At 45.9% G+C, this 20,704-nt stretch carries 17 protein-coding genes; 11 read left to right on the top strand and 6 right to left on the bottom strand.

The window, feature by feature from the left end; translation table 11 throughout:
- Positions 1–94 precede the first annotated feature (94 nt).
- The gene (locus tag ACTTK7_RS01045; protein WP_462865112.1) at positions 95–2,041 is read left to right on the top strand and encodes a DNA/RNA helicase domain-containing protein; all 1,947 of its coding nucleotides are present in this window, start codon (positions 95–97) and stop codon (positions 2,039–2,041) included.
- 46 nt (positions 2,042–2,087) lie between these two features.
- Here ACTTK7_RS01045 and ACTTK7_RS01040 read toward each other — a convergent pair whose 3' ends face one another.
- On the bottom strand, positions 2,088–3,191 hold the full coding sequence (locus ACTTK7_RS01040) for an AbrB family transcriptional regulator (RefSeq protein WP_462865110.1): 1,104 nt from the start codon (positions 3,189–3,191) through the stop codon (positions 2,088–2,090).
- A gap of 170 nt (positions 3,192–3,361) precedes the next feature.
- On the opposite strand from ACTTK7_RS01040, the gene ACTTK7_RS01035 reads away from it, so the two are divergent.
- From ACTTK7_RS01035 to ACTTK7_RS01025, 3 genes are all read left to right on the top strand, one after another.
- Positions 3,362–4,690: a DUF2252 domain-containing protein gene (locus tag ACTTK7_RS01035; RefSeq protein ID WP_462865109.1), complete on the top strand. Its 1,329-nt coding sequence runs from the start codon at positions 3,362–3,364 to the stop codon at positions 4,688–4,690.
- 269 nt (positions 4,691–4,959) lie between these two features.
- Complete coding sequence (locus ACTTK7_RS01030; RefSeq protein WP_462865107.1) at positions 4,960–6,006, top strand: GGDEF domain-containing protein; 1,047 nt, start codon at positions 4,960–4,962, stop codon at positions 6,004–6,006.
- A gap of 220 nt (positions 6,007–6,226) precedes the next feature.
- Positions 6,227–7,642 (top strand): right-handed parallel beta-helix repeat-containing protein, encoded by a 1,416-nt coding sequence (locus ACTTK7_RS01025; protein ID WP_462865105.1) that lies wholly within the window; start codon positions 6,227–6,229, stop codon positions 7,640–7,642.
- Between the two features lie 50 nt (positions 7,643–7,692).
- On the opposite strand, the gene pelG is transcribed toward ACTTK7_RS01025, so the two are convergent.
- From pelG to ACTTK7_RS01000, 5 genes are read right to left on the bottom strand one after another with little or no spacing between them, the layout of a single operon-like run.
- Positions 7,693–9,165, bottom strand: a complete 1,473-nt coding sequence (gene pelG / locus ACTTK7_RS01020; protein WP_462865103.1) for an exopolysaccharide Pel transporter PelG — start codon at positions 9,163–9,165, stop codon at positions 7,693–7,695.
- Positions 9,146–10,567, bottom strand: a complete 1,422-nt coding sequence (pelF, locus tag ACTTK7_RS01015) for a GT4 family glycosyltransferase PelF (protein ID WP_462865101.1) — start codon at positions 10,565–10,567, stop codon at positions 9,146–9,148. Before pelF ends, pelG begins: the two co-directional genes overlap by 20 nt.
- On the bottom strand, positions 10,564–12,402 hold the full coding sequence (locus tag ACTTK7_RS01010; RefSeq protein ID WP_462865100.1) for a DUF2194 domain-containing protein: 1,839 nt from the start codon (positions 12,400–12,402) through the stop codon (positions 10,564–10,566). Before ACTTK7_RS01010 ends, pelF begins: the two co-directional genes overlap by 4 nt.
- A complete protein-coding gene (locus ACTTK7_RS01005) occupies positions 12,402–13,334 on the bottom strand; it encodes a tetratricopeptide repeat protein (protein ID WP_462865098.1) in 933 nt (310 codons plus the stop codon). Before ACTTK7_RS01005 ends, ACTTK7_RS01010 begins: the two co-directional genes overlap by 1 nt.
- Positions 13,324–14,559 (bottom strand): hypothetical protein, encoded by a 1,236-nt coding sequence (locus tag ACTTK7_RS01000; protein ID WP_462865097.1) that lies wholly within the window; start codon positions 14,557–14,559, stop codon positions 13,324–13,326. The genes ACTTK7_RS01005 and ACTTK7_RS01000 overlap by 11 nt, the downstream gene beginning before the upstream one ends.
- Positions 14,560–14,842: 283 nt before the next feature.
- Here ACTTK7_RS01000 and ACTTK7_RS00995 point away from each other — a divergent pair, with 283 nt between their 5' ends.
- From ACTTK7_RS00995 to ACTTK7_RS00965, 7 genes are all read left to right on the top strand, one after another.
- Positions 14,843–15,628: a putative glycoside hydrolase gene (locus tag ACTTK7_RS00995; protein ID WP_462865095.1), complete on the top strand. Its 786-nt coding sequence runs from the start codon at positions 14,843–14,845 to the stop codon at positions 15,626–15,628.
- A 109-nt stretch (positions 15,629–15,737) separates the two neighbouring features.
- On the top strand, positions 15,738–16,751 hold the full coding sequence (gene galE, locus ACTTK7_RS00990) for a UDP-glucose 4-epimerase GalE (protein WP_462865093.1): 1,014 nt from the start codon (positions 15,738–15,740) through the stop codon (positions 16,749–16,751).
- 228 nt (positions 16,752–16,979) lie between these two features.
- Positions 16,980–18,008, top strand: a complete 1,029-nt coding sequence (locus tag ACTTK7_RS00985) for a polysaccharide deacetylase family protein (RefSeq protein WP_462865092.1) — start codon at positions 16,980–16,982, stop codon at positions 18,006–18,008.
- A gap of 67 nt (positions 18,009–18,075) precedes the next feature.
- The gene (locus ACTTK7_RS00980) at positions 18,076–18,327 is read left to right on the top strand and encodes a hypothetical protein (RefSeq protein WP_462865091.1); all 252 of its coding nucleotides are present in this window, start codon (positions 18,076–18,078) and stop codon (positions 18,325–18,327) included.
- A 196-nt stretch (positions 18,328–18,523) separates the two neighbouring features.
- Positions 18,524–18,973 (top strand): MarR family winged helix-turn-helix transcriptional regulator, encoded by a 450-nt coding sequence (locus ACTTK7_RS00975; RefSeq protein WP_462865089.1) that lies wholly within the window; start codon positions 18,524–18,526, stop codon positions 18,971–18,973.
- 68 nt (positions 18,974–19,041) lie between these two features.
- Positions 19,042–19,965, top strand: a complete 924-nt coding sequence (locus ACTTK7_RS00970) for a ring-cleaving dioxygenase (RefSeq protein ID WP_462865087.1) — start codon at positions 19,042–19,044, stop codon at positions 19,963–19,965.
- 12 nt (positions 19,966–19,977) lie between these two features.
- A complete protein-coding gene (locus ACTTK7_RS00965) occupies positions 19,978–20,586 on the top strand; it encodes an alpha/beta hydrolase (RefSeq protein WP_462865085.1) in 609 nt (202 codons plus the stop codon).
- Positions 20,587–20,704: the final 118 nt, after the last annotated feature.

Below are 20,704 nucleotides of genomic sequence, written 5' to 3'. Positions count from 1 at the left end.
TCTAGCAGAAATATTTAAGGAAAAGGAAAAGCTTTCTTTGCATGATACGATAGAAAAAACAACATCATTTTACTAGCTGAAAGGAGCTTTGGCCTTGATCGTCTACGAAGCAAATAAACAAGAATTTCTTGAGGATATTTTCCACGATGAACTGGTTACCAACATATGCAGCAATTATACGTCCAAGGTCGGTAAAATTAACGAAGCAGAGGTAAGGTCCTGGGATAATTCGATGCAGTACATGTACCGGGTGCTGATGGATGACGAAATTCCGGAAAATGCCGGCGTTGCGATTGAATTTAAAATTCCTTATACGTCAAAGCGGGTGGATTTTTTAATATCAGGCAGAAATAATAATGATCCCACTATCATTATTGTCGAGCTGAAGCAGTGGAGCAGGGCGGAGAAAATTACGGGGAAAGAAGCAATCGTTAAAACGGCAATGGGAGGCGGACTGGTGGAAACAACTCATCCTTCCTATCAGGCCTGGTCATACGCCTCTCTGATTAAAGATTATAACGAAAATGTACAAAAGGAACGTATTGAACTGCACCCGTGTGCTTATTTACATAACTACCTGCTGCAGCCGGAAAATGAACCGCTCACCGATGATGTCTACACCTATTACGTGGACCAGGCTCCTGTATTTGCAAAGGGAGGGGCCGGCAAGCTCCGCGCGTTTATTAAACAGTACCTGACGCATGGGGATAACAAGGAAAATATCTACAAAATTGAAAAGGGGAAAATCCGCCCGTCGAAATCGCTTCAGGATACGCTCAACAGCATGCTTGCGGGAAACGATGAATTTCTGATGATTGACGACCAGAAGGTTGTATACGAAACAGCGCTGCAGCTCGCAGAAGAAGCAAAACGCACGAATACCAAGCAGGTGCTCGTCGTTGAAGGCGGCCCGGGGACGGGGAAATCGGTGCTTGCGGTTAACCTGCTGGTGGAGCTGACCAACAGAAATCAAACTGTCCAGTATGTAACGAAAAATTCAGCGCCGCGAAACGTGTATGCCAATAAACTAAAGCAGGACTACCGCAAAACCCATATTGATAATTTATTTAAGGGGTCAGGCAGCTATGTGGACCGGCCGAAGGATGAACTAGATGTGCTGGTTGTAGATGAAGCCCACCGCTTAAATGAAAAGTCCGGTTTGTTTCAAAATCTCGGAGAAAACCAGATGAAAGAAATTATCAATACATCGAAGCTGGCGGTATTTTTCATGGATGAACACCAGCGGGTCACCTTAAAGGACGTGGGGACGACGAAGGAAATCGAAGCATTCACTGAGCAGGCAGGAGGCGCCCTCCGCCGGATGAAGCTTGCCTCCCAGTTCCGCTGCAATGGCTCCGACGGGTACCTGGCCTGGGTGGATGATACGCTCGGTGTCCGGGAAACAGCCAATGAACATTTCATGGGAAGCGATTACGATTTTCGGGTATTCAGTGATCCAAATGCCTTATACGAAACGATTGCTTCGTTGAATGAGCAAAATAACAAAGCAAGGCTTGTCGCCGGATATTGCTGGGAATGGCCTAAAAAGGAGCGGGCTTACTCGGACGCACACGACATTACACTTCCCGGGCACAGCTTTGGCATTAGCTGGAACCTCGATACCTCTAATACATGGGCTATTGATGCTGGCTCTGTCACAGAAGCGGGATGTATTCACACGTGCCAGGGACTCGAATTCGATTACGTGGGTGTTATTATCGGGGATGACCTCGTGTACCGGGACGGGGAGATACAGACCGATTATACGAAACGGGCCAAAACCGATCAATCGCTGCGCGGGATCAAAAAAATGATGAAAGAGGAGCCGGAAAAAGCCGGAAGGATTGCCGACGAAATTATCCGGAACACCTACCGGACGTTAATGACGAGAGGGCAGAAGGGATGCTTTATCTACTGCACGGATAAGGAACTTGAGCAGTATTTTAAAGAACGGCTGGCGCTCACGGAGCTCGGGTACAAGCCGGAGAGCTTTTTCAAAAAGGATCTGGAGGTAGCTGAAATCTATTCCGAGTATGAATAACACTAAAAAGTATTCCTTCGCCCTGGTAAAAGGGAGAGGAATACTTTTAGTTTTTCAATGACTTACGTGCTCTGATCCATTTAAACAGCCACCGAAGTATTGGCGGCACGGCTATAAAGATGAACAGAATGCGAAACAGCTGATAGCAGATAACAATGGAAATATCGGCGTTTACCTCCCGGCCGATAATGCCCATCTGGTCCATGCCCCCGGGAGCGAGGCTTAATAAGGCAGTAGCGGGAGAAACATGGTGCATGTGTTCTAAAATCAGGCTGAGGCTGAACGCCCCGGCGATCAGTACGACTCCGCCCATTACAGTCAGCACTCCGATTCTTGCTTTATGCTGAAGCTGTTCGGGCTTGAGGAGCAGACCAAAATATGTGCCGATCAAAAGCTGGGCTGCGTTCGTGATAACAACCGGCAGTGCTGGCGCCTGGAGGCCGGTAAGCGTAACAGCAATCATGATAAGCATAGGAGCAAGCATGTAGGGGGTGGGCAGCCGGAGCTTCTGGCCCGCCCAGGACACAGCGAGACAGAGGCCCAAAAACAGTAGAGCTGAAGGAAAAAGGCTGTCCCAGGAGGCCGCTGTGCGGACGTAGCTTCCGCCGGCTGCTGCCTCTCCGTCTGTAAATAGCTGACTCACTGCAAGCACGGGAACAAAAAACATAATTAAAATAATCCGGGTCACCTGCATGAAGGTGACAACTGTAATATCAATCTGGCTTTCTTCCTCTGCGAGAGTCACCATCTGGGAGAGGCCTCCCGGAATGCTTCCAGTCAAAGCCGTGGGCAGGGGCACTCCGGAAAGAGAAGCAAATCCGAAGGCCATTAGTCCTGAAAATAAAAGAAGCAGCATTGTCAGCCCGATCATCATCGGCAGCTGGGAGCCGATCTGATAAAAGGTCTCCATCGTAAATGCCAGGCCGATCGTATAGCCGACAAGTATTAATCCGGTGTTTCGAAGGGGCTGGGGCCAGTACATCTGCGCGCGGGGCAGCTTCGAAAGAAAGAGTACGACAGCCATCGGTCCGAGCAGCCAGGGCACAGGAATGTTCAGCACGGAAAAGAAAAATCCGCCGGCGCAGGCAGCTGCCGCAGTAACAAAGAGGCGCAGCCAGGGCGGCTGTACATATGCAGAATTAGAAAACATACAAAGACCTTCTTTATTGTTTAGTGGCGTAGATCAAGGTGATTGTAGCATAAAAACAATCAGGCTTCGAAAAAGGGAAAGGATACAAGAGGGAAAAGACGGAAGATGATACGTGCGCTTTAACATGGTACGATAGAAAATAATGGAATTCATGAAAAGGGGGAGATTTTTTGGCGGAACCAAATAAAGAACTGGATTTTTACACGACAAAAAGATACCTGCGTAAGCAGACGCTCGCAACCATTCTTGAGCAATTCGATGACCGGCTGATGAACCTGAGTAAAACCCGTCGCAAGGCGAAATACGTCAAGATGAAGCAGGACCCCTACAGCTTTTTCCGTGGAAGCGCGTATTTGTTTTACTATGATGTAGTCAATATTCCATTCCGGCATCATACACCAGAAGACAGGCCGACCTGGATTATGGGCGATATGCATATGGAGAACTTCAGCAGCTTTCAGAATGAGAACGGAGAAATTGTTTTTGATGTAGATGATTTTGACGAAGGCTATCTTGGTTCTTATCTGTACGACGTACTCCGAATGGTGGTAAGCATCCGATTGTTTGCGCTGCAGCAGGGATTTAATGATGAGGAGCGGGATGCTTTCGTGAGGACGTATTTAAATGCGTACTATAAGCGCCTGAAAAAATTCAAAAAAGGCAAAGAGGATCCGGTCGAAACGCAGTTCACTTCCAAAAATACAAAGCAGCCGATCAAAAAAACGCTCGAAAAGCTTGAGGACCGAAAAGCTACCCACGAGCTCGACAAGCAGACTTTCGTTAATGAGAGCGGCGACCATATATTTGAGAGGGAAAAATCAAAACTCGATTCAGTGACTGACAATGAGTACCGGGAAATAATAAAAATCTGGGATCAGTATTTGGGCAGCCTAGCAGAGGAAAGCTACCAGAGCGAGGAACATTATGAAATCAAGGACATAGTAAAAAAGACAGGAGCCGGCATTGGCTCCACCGGCCTGAAGCGTTTTTACATTTTAATTGAAGGCGGAGAGGATCACATTATTCTGGAAGCAAAGGAAGCGCGGACACCGATCCCGGCTTACTTTTTTCCCTATGAAGAAATGTTTTGGACGACAAATAAGCATCAGGGCAAGCGGGTGATCAAAACCCAGCGGGCGATGCATCATCTGGCTGACCCTTATTTAGGCTACTTTACGCTTCAACACCGCGACTACTACGTGCGGGAGCGGTCCCCGTACGACAAAGATTTAAAAAGCAAGCATTTGGAAAAGCCGAAACGAATGCACCGAACGGTGAAAACAATGGGGAAAATATCAGCAAAGGTTCATGCCCGGGCGGATGTTGATATTGCTCAGGGACTGCTTGATTATCACAGCGAGAATGAAATATTAAAAGCCATTGGAGATGACGAAGAAATTTTTATTGAGGAAATGGTTACATGGTCAAGATTTTACAAAAAGCGGGTGGAAGAGGATTACGAGCTCTTTCTTGAATGGCTGAAGGAAAGCTTCGCATAAAGAAAAACCAACGGTGCCGGCGGAAAAGCCGGCATTTTTTTACATATAGCAGGAGCCTAAAAGCAAGCCTTTTGAAAAAGCGTTTTTTTATATGGCTGAGTCTGAAAAATTTTCATAATAAATGAATGAATTTGAAGACAAGAGGGTAATAATGATGATAAAGCAAGACTAAAGAACTATATATTTGAAGAGTAAAAACTAACTATATTTTTTATTACTGGACAAAAACTGTGCCGTCGCAAGTTTTGCGGTTGAGGGAGGGCTGGCGTATGAGTGGACAAGATAAAGAAGTGCAGTTATACCATACGACAATCAAGTACGGTGTAGACATTGCCTTTATCATTCATATGGTTTGGCTCGCAGGGTTTTGGTGGCTGCAATTCGAAACGATGGCTGCTGTGAATGTGATTAGCTGCCTTGTATATGTGATAGCCTACTATTTGATGAAAAAAAGGAAATATGTAACGTGCTTTTTCCTTGTGCTTACAGAGATCATGGCTCATGCTGCGGTTGCGACGATAGTGCTTGGATGGGAGACGGGATTTCATTACTATATGATTGTTACTGCCTATGTACTGTTCTTTTTTCCTCAAATCCGCAGGGTGAAGGCGACGGCTTTTGTAATTATTATAATTTTATATATGGGGGTTTATAGACTGACTGTAAACATACCCCCTCTGGAAAATGATATTGCGGCTTTTGTTTTTCCCGAAGCGAATATGATAGGGGCGCTTTGCATTATAGCGCTGCTCGGATCGATTTTTCGTAATAATTTCGATCAAATGATACAGAACCTTCATCAAATGAACCGGCAGCTTGAACATATGGCCGCAACGGATGCACTCACAGGGCTTTTTACAAGACGGAAAAGGTATGAACTTATGTCTGAAAAAATGGAAATGAATACTCCCTTCTATATTATGATGATTGATATCGACTATTTTAAAGCGATTAATGACCAATACGGGCATGCGGTTGGAGACGCAGCTATCATGCATGTTTCGGAGGTTATTGCTGCAAATCTGAAGAATAAAGATTTTGTTTCACGATGGGGCGGGGAAGAATTTTTGGCAGCGGCAGAAGTTTCAGGTGCACAAGAGGCGGAAAGGCTGGCGGAGACTGTGAAGGAGGAGATGAATATCAATGTCCTGCACCACTGCGGGGAATTAGTTCTGGTAACAGTCTCGATCGGAATAGCGAAATGGGAAGAAGGCAAAGACATTGAAGAGGTAATTAATCAGGCGGACCGGGCGTTATATAATGCGAAGCAAAAAGGGCGGAATCGTACCACAATACACGAAGTGGTGGAAACCTAATAATAGCTCTTCAGCTTAAAAAGCTGGAGAGTTCTTTTATTAAAAGCGGTCCAGAATGAAAAAAGGGAGTATAATAAATAAAGATAGAGGGGCCGTTCCTGTAAAAAATAAAATTCAGGCAGGGAGTAGGACTTACCTCTTGTTATGACGTATAATAAATAACAGTATCATCCCTGTGCAGAACATTCAGGGTAACTTCGACAAAAAGTGAGCAGATTAAATGAAAAAACTATGGATCGCCCTGACGCTTCTTATTGCAGGAGGCATTACAGCCGGAGTATTAATCTTTTCGGAATGCACCCAGGCAGCCGTGAGCTCCTGTCTTTATGTAGCGACGGACGGGGACGACAGTAATGACGGCAGCAGATCGGCCCCGCTGCAGACGTTGAACGCAGCTTCTGAACAGGCGGAGCCTGGAACAATCGTATATGTCAGAGGGGGCACGTACGAAGAACCGCTGGAGGTATCACAAAGCGGCAGCGCCTTGAATCCGGTTACGTTTGAAGCATATGAAGACGAGGAAGTAATTTTAAGCGGGGAAGAAATGGAAGATGAAGCAGGTATAACAGCAATGATCCGCATAGAAAACCAGAATCATATCACCATTCGTGGATTCACCATCCAGAATTTATCGACAGAAATTAGCAACGAAACACCAGTAGGTATTTTCGTTCATGACAGCGCCGAAGGAATTACGCTCGATAACAATCATATCCGCGGTATCGAAACAAACGCAGACAGTGGGAACGCTCACGGTATTGCAGTATACGGCCGGGAATCAATAACCAATGTCGAAATTATTAACAATACGGTGGAAAATCTTATACTCGGATCAAGCGAAGCGGTCGTGTTAAATGGAAATGTAGAAGATTTTACGATTGCTTCGAATACAGTACGCCATAACGATAACATTGGAATTGATATGATCGGCTACGAGGATATTGGAGACGACCCGGATCTTGATTACACACGGAATGGAATAGTGGAAAACAATACCGTCTACGACAACTCTTCGTATGGTAATCCTGCGTATGGCGAGGGGGATGTTTATGCCGCGGGGGGCATCTATGTAGACGGCGGCAGCGACATTGATATTCAGAACAATACGGTATACAGGAATGACCTGGGTATTGAAGCAACCTCGGAGCAGGACGGGGAACAGGCGGAAAATATCCGGATTACCGGAAACACCGTCTATGAAAACAATTTTACCGGTATCTCCATCGGCGGGTATGACGAAAAAAGAGGCGGGACGAAAGACAGTACGATTACAGAAAACATTATATACCGTAATGATACAAACGATTTGGACGGAGGACAGTTGCTGCTGCAGAATGATACTGAAAACAACAGGATTGAAAACAATATATTAACAGCAGGAAGCTCCCGGGTGTTTGTGGCTAATTACTTTGAAGATAATACGGATAACGAATTTGACCACAATGTGTATCACCGGGAGAAGGGCAAGGAAGGCATCTGGATCTGGGAAAACGAGCAGGCCTCGACGCTTAATGAATTTCAGTCCCTGATTGGCAGTGATAACGATTCCCGTTATGTGAATCCGCAGTATAAAAACGCCTCTAATTACAACTTTGAATTGTCCCGGAACTCACCCGCACGTGATGTTATTGAATAAAAATAAGGCCGGACGGATAGCAGTTTATCTGTCCGGCCTTTCTTATGCTTTTAAAGGATAGTGCGTTTGTTCATCCACTGACTCAATTTAGTAAATAAGGTCGGAGGATTTGGACGTTCAAGATTATTCGGGTTGCAAAAAGCAAAGTAATCAACTTTTTCAATAAAGTACGTGAGACGGAGCAGAGCAAACAGCAGTGCTCCGCTCGATCCGAGAGCAAAGCTTAATCCGTAGCCGTTAAATCCAAAAGGAAGCAGCAGGAAGGTAAGCACCGCATTTAAAGAGAAAAACAGGATGGAAGTAATCATCGCACCACGACGGTCTTCAAAATAGAGAAGGATCAGCGTCAGCACAAGAACCATCGCGTTTGAAAACGCCCCGACCGTCGTAAAACGGAAAATCGAAATGATGTCATCCTCGATAGGGACAAACGTAGTAACGTAGCCAATCGATAAAATGATCACAATCGAAATCAGGCCCTGGCTGCGAACGAGCCGTTCAAGCTCCTGCTTTAAGACGTACTGCATAGATTCCTTCGACGTTTTTATCTGCTGAAGCGTCCCTCCCTGGTTGATATAGCCGTAAAATGAACGATACCGCTCGTAAAAGCGGGTCTCCACCGATACGACAAAGATAATCAGGGTAGGAATAATAGTCAGATACGACCAGAAGATCGCGGTATCATACACCCGGTTATAGACGAACGAGTCGAGAAGAATTGATCTTCCTTCCCCGAACCAGATAATCCAGTTACACACCCAGATACCGACATTGTACAAAAATCCGGTCCAGAACAAGGTCGGGTATTTGTCGAAATAGCTGATGTATTGAAACTGGCTGTCAGATGTATGAAGAGGAAACGTGATCAGCATCGAAAACAGCAGCCCAAACAAGGTGATAACCATGCCGCTCGTAAATCCGAGTACAAGCATAAAGCTTGTAGCGTGCGGAATGAACGTAAAAGCTTCTGCAGAGCGGCCAAGGAGAAATACCATGCCCACCGCAATTACTGCTCCGGACAAAAAGCTGTAGGCGACCGCCTGATAAAACTTTGCGGCACTTAAGAACAAAAACAGCACCCAGATTAAGTTAATGGTTACAAACAACACGAGGAGCAAAAGCTCATACAAAAATGGAAGAGAGCTGATCCATATAAAGATGAGCCAGGCAGTAACCGCGAGAAGCAGAGTCGCTTTTGTCATTCCGAGAAAGGTTGGAAAGACTTTATTTGTCTTTTTCTCATAAAACAGATCCGCGACATACCGCGTAACTACCAGCTGCTGGATACCAAACAGCACCTGGGAAAATATAAACGAATAGGAAATCGATAAGTTGAAAAGCTCCCTTTCCTGCAGCGTCACAGGCAGAAAAACCATGGAAAACCATTGGATCATCGCAATCGTGGCGATAACGACAATCCATGGTCCTGCGGTGACGAGACCGGCAAAAGCATAGGCTTTCATCCTGGAGGAAAAATAATCTTCCTGAAACAACTGCTGGAGTTTAAACCCTATGCCGGCCATATTCGAGCCCCCTTTGGTGATAACGTTCTGTGTACTCCTGAATAAACTGATGAATCTGGTAATACGCTTCGACCCGGTTCTGCCCGTTGCGGCCGAACTTTTCGGCCTCTTCCGGGTGCTGATAAATCCATTCACATCGCTGGGCGACCTGATCGGGATTCACCGGAGGAACAACAAAGCCGGCCGGGCCGTATGGATCGCCTTCCCGGCCGTGAATCAGCTCGGAGCAGGAGCCTACATTTGTAGCGATAAACGGGAGGCCTGCTGCCATGCCTTCAAGAACGGCCAGTGGCTGTCCTTCAGAAATACTTGTCAGCAGACATACATCAAAGGTTGGCAGGTAATCGGTAATGTTTACTTTTCCGACTAGAAAAACGTGGTCCTGGAGTCCAAGCTGGTCAACGAGACGCCGGCACTCCCCGGCATACTCGAGATCTTCATCCAGAGGCCCCATAATAGTGAGTTTAAAAGGAACAGACCGGCTTTTTAAGATGTTACCGGCATGAATCATCGTCTTGATGTCTTTAATAGGAACAACGCGCACGATGGCTCCGATATGAACGTAGGATCGATGATGCTTATCTTTTTCTACAAGCGATAAGCGGGAGTAGTCAATTCCATTTGGAATGATTTCAATCTTAGCCGGATCAGCCCCAATATCCTCCTGCAATTCGCCGTTGCGGGCAAACAGGGTGATTACATCATCCGCCTCTTTGTATGCCTGTCGGGAAAGATGGTGGAAAAACGTGATCCAGCGCTGTTTGTAGTAATCCGGGATCCAGTCAGCCTGAAGAATTTCTTCCTCGCGCTCCCGGGAATAAATGCCATGCTCGGTCAGAAGATAGGGAATTTCCTGCTGTTTTTTAATAGCTGCAGCTACCATGCCGGCATAGCCTGTCGAGGCTGAATGCACAATATCAAGCTCCGGAAATGAAAATTGAAGCAGTTCGATTACGGGCGCAAACATGCCACGCCACATCCAGAAATAGTCGATAAACGAACCGGACTGCTGTTCCTTTTCGTAGCTCTGCTGCACAATTTCCCAGAACAGGCCGCTGGAGAAAAAGTTCTCTGTGCCCCCGAGCTTTTGTCCGAGAGCGAGAAGAGCGTCCGAACGGACGGAATCAAACATCATCCATTCGGTAATTGCTTCTTCGTCCTCCGGCGTTAAATGAAAATTCCGCTGGCGCCTCGGCTGCTGCATATTAAGAGGAAGATTCAGAACCTGCGAAATATTGGCCGGCAGCTCATAGCGGTAATCCTCCGGAAAGATCGGCTCCGGAGTAATAGCGATGATGACGAATTCATGCTCGGGCATCTGTTTTACGAGCATCTGTACCCAGCTGGCCACCCCGCCGCTGACGTACGGATAGCTTCCTTCTACAACCATGCCTATTCTCATGACGCATCATCCTTTAATGGAATTTCAGCCTGCGGTTCTTCGAGGGTGAGACGATACAGGGTCCCGGAATCGCCGTAGGCTTCAATGGAGCCAAAGTCAAAGCTCCCTGTTTCAATGGAGGTGCCTTTTTCAACACGAAGCATCATGGTGGAAGGCTCAAGCAGATTCTCACCCTGAATCATAATCCGATCCTCCTGGTACGTAACGTCAATGCTTGACTGCTGATAGCTTTTCATCCGTTCTGTTGCCTGTGCCTGGGTCATGCTGTCGAGATGTGGATAAGTGTCTTCGACAAAAACAGCCATATCTTCAAATTGGGCTTTCATATCCTCCCAGCCTTCCCCGTAGGCACGATCCGGGTCAAGCACATCATCCGGGTGAATAAAGTGAGAGAATACCCCGAAGTTTGCAATTGCATCTGCCTGAATAAACTGAGAGTCAGCATTTTCCCAATATCCGCTGGAGACGCGTGGAAAATGGTAAATCGATGGATATTTTTCATCTTCTTCAAATTCCTGAATAAAGCTTCCTTCGCCTTCGCCGGTATAAAGAGAAGCAATCGTGTTGATGCTTGGGAGTGCTTCGTGGATTGCTTCAATCCCAGTTCTGTTTAATACGTTGGAGGGCGGCACGTACGTTTTAAATTCCTCTTCAGGATAGTAATGCTGAAAGACTTCCTCCACCCGCGTCAGTGATTCCTTCATTTGTGCCTTACTCTCCCACGGACGGTATAAAAGCTCGGGATCCATTGGTTCGTCTTCGGTTACAAGCGGCTGGTGATTGTACCCGTGAAGCCCGATCTCCCCGTCATGGCGGTAAACATTTCTGCCAAAGAAAAGAAGGGGAAAGCGGTCACTCTCAATAAGCTCTTCGGCTGTGAGGTCCATGGTATCCTGATACGTTCCGATAATTAACCCGGTATACGTAAGGTCATGATCCATGCCAATTTGCTTCATATCCTCCCACCAGATATCGGCGTAAAAGTCTTCCACAGACATGCCGTATTGATTGGCAATTTGTTCATCTTCCTCTGACGGTGCGGGCGCGGGGAAGTCATCAATATGGGTCATCTTAATATCGGCCTGACTGCTTGCAAAAGCAGGCGGAAGAATAGATAGCGACTGGAGCAGCATGCCGCGGGCATTTTTCATCTCCATGGCAGTAGTGTTCCAAAAAAGCGTCTTCCCTTCGCCGTACTCATTCGCCCACATTAACGGGTCACCTTCGACCGATAAATAAGGCTCCGCTTCTTCACGCAATGTTATATTGGCGATGCTGTGGGAAAAGAGAGGGGAATCACTATCAAGATCGGTATACCCTGGAAAAAGCTCCTGCTCAAATGTCAGTCCCTGGCGGTTGCTGAAATCATTTACGTCATCGATACCAAGCATTTCATTGTATCTTGTGTCAATAAAGCGGGCACCAATATAAAGCCGTCCGCCCCCTTCGACAAATGACTCTATCTCTTCAAATGGCCATTCTTCTCCGTGTTCGCCGGCAAGTACAAGCACATTATAAGGAGAAGGCTCAAGGTCTGCAATTTCATCCTGAGAAATTTCGGTATAAGGTACCTTGGCATAATCGAGAGCGTACTCAAAGTTATTTAATGTATTTTTAGAGAGGTCGCTGTCGTTTTTGTGCACGTAGACATTCATTTCTTCTCCCGCCGTTTCCTCATTGCCTGCATTCATTGTTTCCGTCTCCTCCGCGGTATTTGAGGCCAGGTGCGGAAGCCACAGCTGAAAACGCTCGAGCCTGATAAACTGGAGAACAAGAAGGATACTTATAATCACAACAAAGAGCCCGATCGTTGACTTCATCATCTGCTTTCTCATCAAACGGCCCCTCCCATCTGCCGGACGACATACTGACGTTTTTCCGGTATCTTTTCAGCAGCAACGTTTTCATGCATTTGGGAAAGGACATGCTCTATTTCTGTCCAGTCTTTTTGATTATAGTAGTATTCAATCAGGTTTAAATAACCGTCGGCTTCATGCGGAAATGCCTGAAGCATATACATATATGTGTTGACGGCCTGTGTTGGGGAATGAAGCTGCAGATAAATATCTCCAAGCTGGTTAAAGACCTCCATATAATCCGGAAAATCTTTAGCTGCCTGCTCTAGGAATTGGAGAAAGACGTAGCGGAGGTGCTCCTGAGAATGATCGTCAAGCAGGCGGCTGTCGAGATAGCCCCGGTACACGTCAATCAATCTGCTGAGAGTTTCTTCGCTATGAAATTGCTCATGCTCGTTTTTTGCTGTATCAAGACTTTTTTCATAGCGGTCGACAAGCAGGTTCATTGTTGTGGCAGCGTAATGAACGGTTTCCGAATCATCATTGTTGAGTCCGAGGTTCAAATACTTTCCCTTGTCCGAGATGTTGGAGTTAATCAGCTTCAGCATTAAGCTTTTACGGTCCGGCTGATTTTCATTTGTAAATGCCTCCGTCAAGGGCGTGAGGTTTTTATTATCTTTGGCTTCATAACGCAGATGCTCCAGGTTAATCGGCTGAAACTTCACATATTCTGTATAGTCAGAGACAATTTTGTTTGAATCTACCCGTCTCGAAGCCCACCAGGCAAGGAGACCAAAAGCTTCCCCGATCAGGGGAAGAAAGCAGCTGATCAGCACGATCCAGATAACAGCTCCGTATTGCTCCGGATGCATTCTTTTTTTCGCGGCCTTCGCCGCAGCAAATAAAATACAGGCATGAACGATGTAAAAAAGAATAACGAGTATCGTTGGCTGTATAAGATTACCCAGCATGAGTGCCTCCTTTTTCTTTTAAGGCTTTTTTAATTCGTTTTTCGACCACCTGGGCGTTTTCGGCATCGGTGCCGGGCAGGAGGAAGTAGAGAATACTCTGTCTGGCATCAAAGCCGATAACATCTATTTCACGCAGGTAGGTCCGCAAAATAACTTCAGCTTCAGCAACAGACATTCCCTCAAAGCGGTCAAACTGAATGGCTACTGTGCTGTAGGGAACACCGTATTCTTCCTGGCGCACGTCCTGCTGGGCCACATGAGCATCGAAGGTATCTTTATAGTAGACATTTGTTCCGGGAAGCATTTGCTTCTCTTCATCCTTGGCCTGCCATTCACGTGCTTTTTCAATACGGTTGGAAATCCAGTCGAGCACAAAGGACATGATTTGGATTTCATGAGTAGTAAGACGGGAGAAATCGAGCTGATCGATAATCAGTACTTCCTGGATTTCTTCGTTATAAACGATAGGCCCTGCAATTACCGGGGCATTTTTTTCGTCTTTGACGTTTCGCAGCGTGATTGCCTTTTCCGTAAACAAACGCTGGTAAAAGGATGCTTCTTCGCTTAAAAATACGGTTTGCGGCAGTGTCTGCGAGCTTCCCTGGCGCACTCTCAGCCGAAGAGATCTTTTCGACGAATCTACGTGATAAATTGCAATGTCATTAGCTTTAAATAAATCTGCGATAATTGCGATCGCCTCATTTCGCACAAGCTCCGGCGTTGGCTGGTCCAGCTTAATGCCGACCTGGTAAATCTGGGCAAGAGTATGCTCGGAGTCCAGTACTTTTTCCTGCATAACCCGTTGGGAATCCTCGAGTTCTTTAATGGTTCTGGTCAGTTCTTTATTATCATCCTTCAATTCATCCTGGGTATACGTAAGGCTTTCATAGCGTTCCCGGTAGGACGAGCTGTAGAGGCCGCATATAACAGCGAGAAGCAGGGAAAACAATAAATAAAGGTAGTCTCCGGTGTCATAAAACAGAAGGAACAGATCATCCCCTGCTGTAAATGTGGCAATAACGTGATACACAAGGATAGTGAAAAAACTCAGGATGGCAATATTAATGCCGTATCGCAGAGAGAAAAACAAAACAACAAACAAAAATGGATTAAGTGTCCAATCAAGCATTCCCAGCTGGAATACCTGGTCGATGATCCCCAGTACAAGAACGACAACGAGCAGCTCCACAACTTTTCTCCACACATTTTTCTGCGTGTAAATCATCCCATCACCTCTTCAAAAAGTTATATTAGATTTATGTACCGTATTGCTATTGCCGCACCATCAGAGTAAGGTTAATGAAACTTTATACTTACAAAAAAATTGAAAACGTGACAATGAGGGCGCAATGACATGGTTCATAAATCCCTGCACTTAAAAAGGACCGGTCCTAATTCTGTGCTTCAAAGCTTATTTATTATCTATAAGGAGGAGCGTTATGGGTATTATCTCACAAAAAATGATTTTTGTTACAAATTTTTCACTATTTTTTTATGAGCCTTTTCTAATGAAAGCAAAAACCGCTTCTCACGGCACTTTCCCGCTGGCGAAAATGAAAAATTACAAAATTTTTTACGATTCCCCAAATAAAAACATACTCAGGGAAATGAAAAATTATGATGTGGTAATCATTGAACCGGTTTATTATTCCAGACAGCAGGTGAAGACCATTCAACGGGCGGGAACGAAAGTTTACGGTTATATTAATGCAATGGAAGCGGACCGTTGGAATGAGGCTTTGTATACACAGATGGAGGAAAAAGATTTTTTTCACCGTCTCGGAAGCCGTGTATATTATAAACAGTGGGATTCCTACCTTATGAACATGGACGAGGAGCATTACCGGCAGGTCCTTTTGAATGAAGTCACAAAGCAGGTTCACGGCAAAGGGTTTGACGGTGTATTTTTAGACACGGTGGGAAACATTGATGACGAGCATGAAAACGAATCTGAAATACTGCGGGAACAGCGCGCGGCAATGGCTTCATTTATGCGGAGTATTAAAGAAAAGCATTCACAGCTGGCCATTATTCAGAACTGGGGTTTTGACACACTCAGAACCACTACGTATCCGTACGTAAACGGTATTATGTGGGAAGGATTCGAGTATTCAGCAATTGCAGGGGATGAATGGGCGCAGCAGAAAATTGCCGAATTAAAAAAGCTGCGGAAAAAACACAAAATTCAGGTACTGACGGTCTCGGGGCGTGAAGAGAAAGAAAGCCGGCAGTACGCAGAATCTAAAGGGTTCTGCCATTTTCATTCCCCGCGCGGGTATAATGTCTGGGAATAGAGCAGAAAAACCAAGCAGTAAAGAGTTTTACAGATAATAGTATTGTTATTAGAAAGAAAATGATGTAGTTTGAAAATAATAAATAACCAAATTTTGGGGGAGATCAGCGATGATTCTAGTAACCGGCGGTGCGGGGTATATAGGAAGCCATATTTGTGTAGAACTATTGGAGGAAGGTCACGAAGTAATAGTTATTGATAATTTTTCCAACAGTCGCTCTGTTTCCCTGGAACGGGTGGAGGAAATCACAGGAAAAAATCTTGAATATTTCGATGTGGATCTGCTGGACCGCGAAGGAATGGAGAGCATATTTGAAAAATTTAATATTGAAGCAGTCATTCATCTGGCAGGGCTAAAGGCAGTCGGAGAGTCTGTGGAAGTTCCGCTCAAATACTATCATAACAATATTACAGGCAGTATTATTCTTTTGGAAGCAATGAAAAAATATGATGTCAAAAAGATGATTTTTTCCTCTTCGGCTACCGTGTACGGCACACCGAAAACAAATCCAATTACGGAGGACTTTGAGCTGCAGGCAACGAACCCCTATGGCAATTCAAAACTGATGATTGAAGATATTCTCCGGGATCTTTACGTGTCCGATCACGAATGGAGTATTTCCATTCTACGGTATTTTAATCCTATTGGCGCACACCCAAGTGGACGCATTGGAGAGTCTCCAAACGGTATCCCGAACAACCTGATGCCCTATATAACGCAGGTGGCGGTAGGGAAGCTCCCGCAGCTGAATGTATTCGGCGATGATTATCCGACAAAAGACGGCACAGGAGTGCGGGACTACATTCACGTTGTAGACCTTGCGAAGGGTCATTTAAGCGCCCTGCATAAATCGATGGAAGGGCCGGGTATTGGAGAGTTTAACCTTGGCACCGGCCAGGGCTACAGTGTACTGGAATTGGTGGAGGCCTTCGAAAAAGCTTCCGGAAAGGACGTGCCGTATGAAATAAGGGACCGGCGTCCGGGGGATATTGCTGTCTGTTATGCCGACCCGGCCAAGGCACGTGATGAATTGGGATGGACCGCTCAAAAAGGAGTCGAGGATATGTGTGAGGATTCCTGGCGCTGGATTAACAATAATCCAGAGGGTTACCCGTCTGTGTAAATAGTAATGACTTAGAAAAAGCCTGGTACGCCAGGCTTTTTTTGCTTATATTTCTAAATTTAAGAGATATTTCTAAAAAAATGTACTTTATATGTATAAAATATAGTTCTTAAAGCACGGTACTTATTACTGTATTTGCAGTATAATAAAAGAAATAATGAATGTTTGTTCACTCATACATATGCCGGCTGACCGGCATAACTAAAAAATGGGGTGAGCAGGATGGTTATGAAGTGGTTTAAAGCCGCTGTCATTCTAGTATTTTTGCTTGTTACCTGTTTCTCGTTCCCGGTTCAGGCGGACGCTGCGACTTCAAAGTATGTAGTGAAGGGCAACACTTCGAGCAAGGTGGTGGCGCTTACTTTTGATGACGGCGCGGACGGTATGAACATTTCCAAAATTCTTCAGACACTGTCGACCCACAATGTAAAAGCTACGTTTTTCTTAACTGGTTCTGGTACGAAGGATCACCCGCAGTCTATTCGAAATATCGCAGCTGCCGGGCACCAGCTCGGTAATCATTCATATTCCCATCCTGATTTCACTACCATTTCCACTACGAAAATGAAAAAGGAGTTAGCAGATACTGAAGCCCTTGTAAAAAGCACTACCGGCAAATCAACCAAGCCAATCTTCCGGGCTCCATTTGGCGCCACCAACTCCACTGTGCTTAAAACAGTGGGAGATGCAGGCTATACGCATACTCTGCACTGGAATATCGATACCATTGACTGGAGAGGACTTTCAAAAACGCAGGTGCTGAATAAAGTAGTGAATAATATTGAACCGGGTTCTATCGTATTAATGCATACCGGGGCAGGAGCCCCTGGCACGCCAGCCGCACTGCCGGAAATGATTACCAAGCTGAAAGCGCAGGGATACAAATTTGTAACGGTCTCTGAGCTTCTGCAAATCCAGGGTTCGCCATCGGCCGGAGGAGCTTCTTATACCGTGAAATCGGGTGACACGCTGTACAGCATCGCAAACCGCAACGATGTGAGCGTGACAGAGCTGAAAAAAGCGAACGGCATCCCGACGAGCTCGAACGTCATCCGGGTCGGTCAGGTATTGAAAATCCCGGGTAAAGGCACAGTCTCTCCGCCAGCCTCATCTACTACGTACACCGTAAAGTCAGGTGATACGTTGTACAGCATCGCGGGAAGATACAATACTACTGTCCAAAAAATTGCGGCGGATAATAGCATCTCCAATACTGGTGTGCTCAGTATTGGTCAGAAATTGAAAATCGCTTCGTAATAAAAGGTTGAACGTAAGCCCTGTACGGGTAAAGAGAATCAGACCGTAAGAAAAGGGAGGTTTTCCAATGACCGAAATTACGTTCAAACCAGAAAAAGGCACACACACTACGAAAAGCAGCGACGGTCATAACATTCAGTACACAATCAATTTCGTGGAAAAAAATAACGAACGGGCCGTACACGTGAATTACGAAACGAAGGACCGGCTTACACCGCAGGCTGGAACAGTACTATTTGAAATGGGACAAACAACGATAGAGCAGCGTGGAGTTGTTTTTAATTTAGATGGTACGCTTGAAAAAGGAGAAAATGAATAAACCGGCTGGCTTTTTCAGCCGGTTTTATTTGTTTAAAAGGAAAAATGATTACAACTAAGGTCGTTTTTTAATCAGCAAAGCTATGCTGGTCCTTAAATGTAAAAGCTTTTTCTTAAAATATTCTCCTCCTTCTTGACACATGAAAAAACAGCGTGTAATATTATCTTTAATTAAAGATAATTGAATTAAGGATATGATGAGCATGAGTAACCCTATAAGCGGGCAGGACCTCGCTTTAAAATCATTAGTCGTGTTATCAAGAGCTAATCATGCAGTAGAAGAAAAAATTCGGGAGGATATACGGGCCCATGGTTTGAACCCTACCGAATTTGCTGTGCTTGAGCTTTTGTATCACAAAGGAGAGCAGGCCATTCAGCGCATCGGAGAAAAAATTCTACTGTCGAGTGGAAGCATGACCTACGTTATTGATAAACTCGAAAAGAAAAAATATCTTTTCCGGACACGGTGTCCGGAAGACCGGAGAATTATTAATGTACGTATTACAGAAGAAGGCTCTGCCTTGATGGATGAGATATTCCCCCGTCACCAGGCAGCTATTCAGGAGATGTTCAGCGTGCTTGATGACCAGGAAAAAGAAACATTTATAGCTCTGCTGAAAAAATTAGGTCTCTCTCTCGAAAAATAAATTTTTTTGCGTTAATATCTTGAATTAAAGATATATGGTTTCGAAATAATAGTGAAGGGAGGGTGAATATGAGGAAAAAAACCGTTGGTATTCATCACATTACGGCTATCGTAGAAAATCCAAAAGAAAATGTCGCCTTTTATTTAGAAATCCTTGGTTTAAGGCTTGTTAAGAAAACTGTGAATTTTGATGATCCCGGCACGTATCATCTGTATTTTGGTGACAGGGAAGGTTCGCCGGGGACCATTATGACGTTTTTTCCCTGGGGCCGGGCACGTAAGGGACGGATCGGCAGCGGCCAGGTCGGCACTACGGTTTTCGCAGTGCCTTTGGGGAGTCTTGCCTTCTGGAAAGAACGCCTTACGGCCTGCGGGGTGGAAATAGAAAACGTTGAAAGGTATAACGAAGCCAGTCTCCGTTTTCAGGACCCGCACGGCCTTTGCTTAGAGCTGACGGAGCGGCCGCTGAACGGGAACAGTTCTTCAACGGTACCTGAGGCTTACGCTATTCAGGGGTTTGCCGGGGCGGTACTGAATTCAGGGGCGCCTCACCAGACAGCTGATCTTCTCGGGCAGGTGATGGGAATGAAGTATGTGGGACAGGATGGGACGTATCTGCGTTTCCAGACCGAAGCCTCTGTCGGTAATACCATTGAGATCAGTACGGCTCCCGTTCCAAGAGGAGAACTCGGGACAGGTACTGTGCACCATATAGCCTTCCGGGCTCAGGATGACGCGGACCAGCTCGAATGGCAGCAGCATATGACGGCCCATGGCTACGTGCCTACGGAAGTAAAGGACCGTGATTATTTCAAAGCAATCTATTTCCGGGAGCATGGCGGTTTGTTGTTTGAGATTGCGACTGATCCCCCGGGATTTACCCGGGATGAGCCGTTCGAACAGCTGGGACAGGAATTGAAGCTGCCGGACTGGCTGGAGCCAAGGCGGGAGCAGATTGAAGCGTCACTGGAACCGGTGCATGCATCAGAATAAAGGAGGATTACAGTGAAACACATTTTTCAACAGGGAACTGACCAGAGCAAACCAACATTCATGCTTCTTCACGGGACAGGAGGAACGGAAAACGATCTATTGCCGGTGGCAGGAATGATAGATGATTCCGCTTCGGTGCTTGGGGTGCGAGGAAATATTACGGAAAATGGCATGCCGAGATTCTTTAAACGACTGGCCGAAGGCGTGTTTGATGAAGAGGATTTAATGAAACAGACGGAGGAGCTTTATGAATTTATAGACACCGCTTCTGCAGAGCATTCCTTTGACCGGAAGAACGTGGTGGCTGTTGGGTATTCCAATGGGGCCGATATTGCTGCGAACCTGCTCTTTCATTACGAAGAGCCGGTGAAAGGGGCAGCTCTTTTTCATCCGATGGTGCCACGCCGCGGCATACAGCTTCCCGATTTAACCGGCCTGCCTGTGTTTATTGGGGCGGGGAAAAATGACCCGATCTGCCGGCCGGAAGAAACAGAGGAACTGGCGAAAATGCTTGAAGCAGCCGGTGCTGAGGTCACCCTGCATTGGGAGGACGGTGGCCATCAGCTGACAAGAGAGGAAGTGGAGCAGGCGGCTGCCTGGTATAAACGCTCGGTACTGTAACCTGATTGATTCTCGTGTGTGAATGGAGCACGCATCCTTATACCAGAAAGCATGCAGGAATAAAAGAAATGGTGGTGCACGAAAGTGGGACTATTTGATTTTTTGAAACAAAATACAA

This window comes from Marinococcus tarijensis, assembly GCF_054971385.1.
Note: the sequence above shows the minus strand (reverse complement) of the source record. Positions and strands in the feature narration are given on the sequence as shown.

What these genes read in the sequence shown, in the direction of transcription:
- pelF (WP_462865101.1), bottom strand. Translation starts at nt 10,567, where the DNA reads ATGAGAATAGGCATGGTTGTAGAAGGAAGCTATCCGTACGTCAGCGGC.
- ACTTK7_RS01025 (WP_462865105.1), top strand. Translation starts at nt 6,227, where the DNA reads ATGAAAAAACTATGGATCGCCCTGACGCTTCTTATTGCAGGAGGCATT.
- ACTTK7_RS00985 (WP_462865092.1), top strand. Translation starts at nt 16,980, where the DNA reads ATGAAGTGGTTTAAAGCCGCTGTCATTCTAGTATTTTTGCTTGTTACC.
- ACTTK7_RS01005 (WP_462865098.1), bottom strand. Translation starts at nt 13,334, where the DNA reads ATGCTGGGTAATCTTATACAGCCAACGATACTCGTTATTCTTTTTTAC.
- pelG (WP_462865103.1), bottom strand. Translation starts at nt 9,165, where the DNA reads ATGGCCGGCATAGGGTTTAAACTCCAGCAGTTGTTTCAGGAAGATTAT.
- ACTTK7_RS00970 (WP_462865087.1), top strand. Translation starts at nt 19,042, where the DNA reads ATGAGGAAAAAAACCGTTGGTATTCATCACATTACGGCTATCGTAGAA.
- ACTTK7_RS01010 (WP_462865100.1), bottom strand. Translation starts at nt 12,402, where the DNA reads ATGAGAAAGCAGATGATGAAGTCAACGATCGGGCTCTTTGTTGTGATT.
- ACTTK7_RS01000 (WP_462865097.1), bottom strand. Translation starts at nt 14,559, where the DNA reads ATGATTTACACGCAGAAAAATGTGTGGAGAAAAGTTGTGGAGCTGCTC.
- ACTTK7_RS00995 (WP_462865095.1), top strand. Translation starts at nt 14,843, where the DNA reads ATGAAAGCAAAAACCGCTTCTCACGGCACTTTCCCGCTGGCGAAAATG.
- ACTTK7_RS00980 (WP_462865091.1), top strand. Translation starts at nt 18,076, where the DNA reads ATGACCGAAATTACGTTCAAACCAGAAAAAGGCACACACACTACGAAA.
- ACTTK7_RS01040 (WP_462865110.1), bottom strand. Translation starts at nt 3,191, where the DNA reads ATGTTTTCTAATTCTGCATATGTACAGCCGCCCTGGCTGCGCCTCTTT.
- ACTTK7_RS01030 (WP_462865107.1), top strand. Translation starts at nt 4,960, where the DNA reads ATGAGTGGACAAGATAAAGAAGTGCAGTTATACCATACGACAATCAAG.
- galE (WP_462865093.1), top strand. Translation starts at nt 15,738, where the DNA reads ATGATTCTAGTAACCGGCGGTGCGGGGTATATAGGAAGCCATATTTGT.
- ACTTK7_RS00975 (WP_462865089.1), top strand. Translation starts at nt 18,524, where the DNA reads ATGAGCATGAGTAACCCTATAAGCGGGCAGGACCTCGCTTTAAAATCA.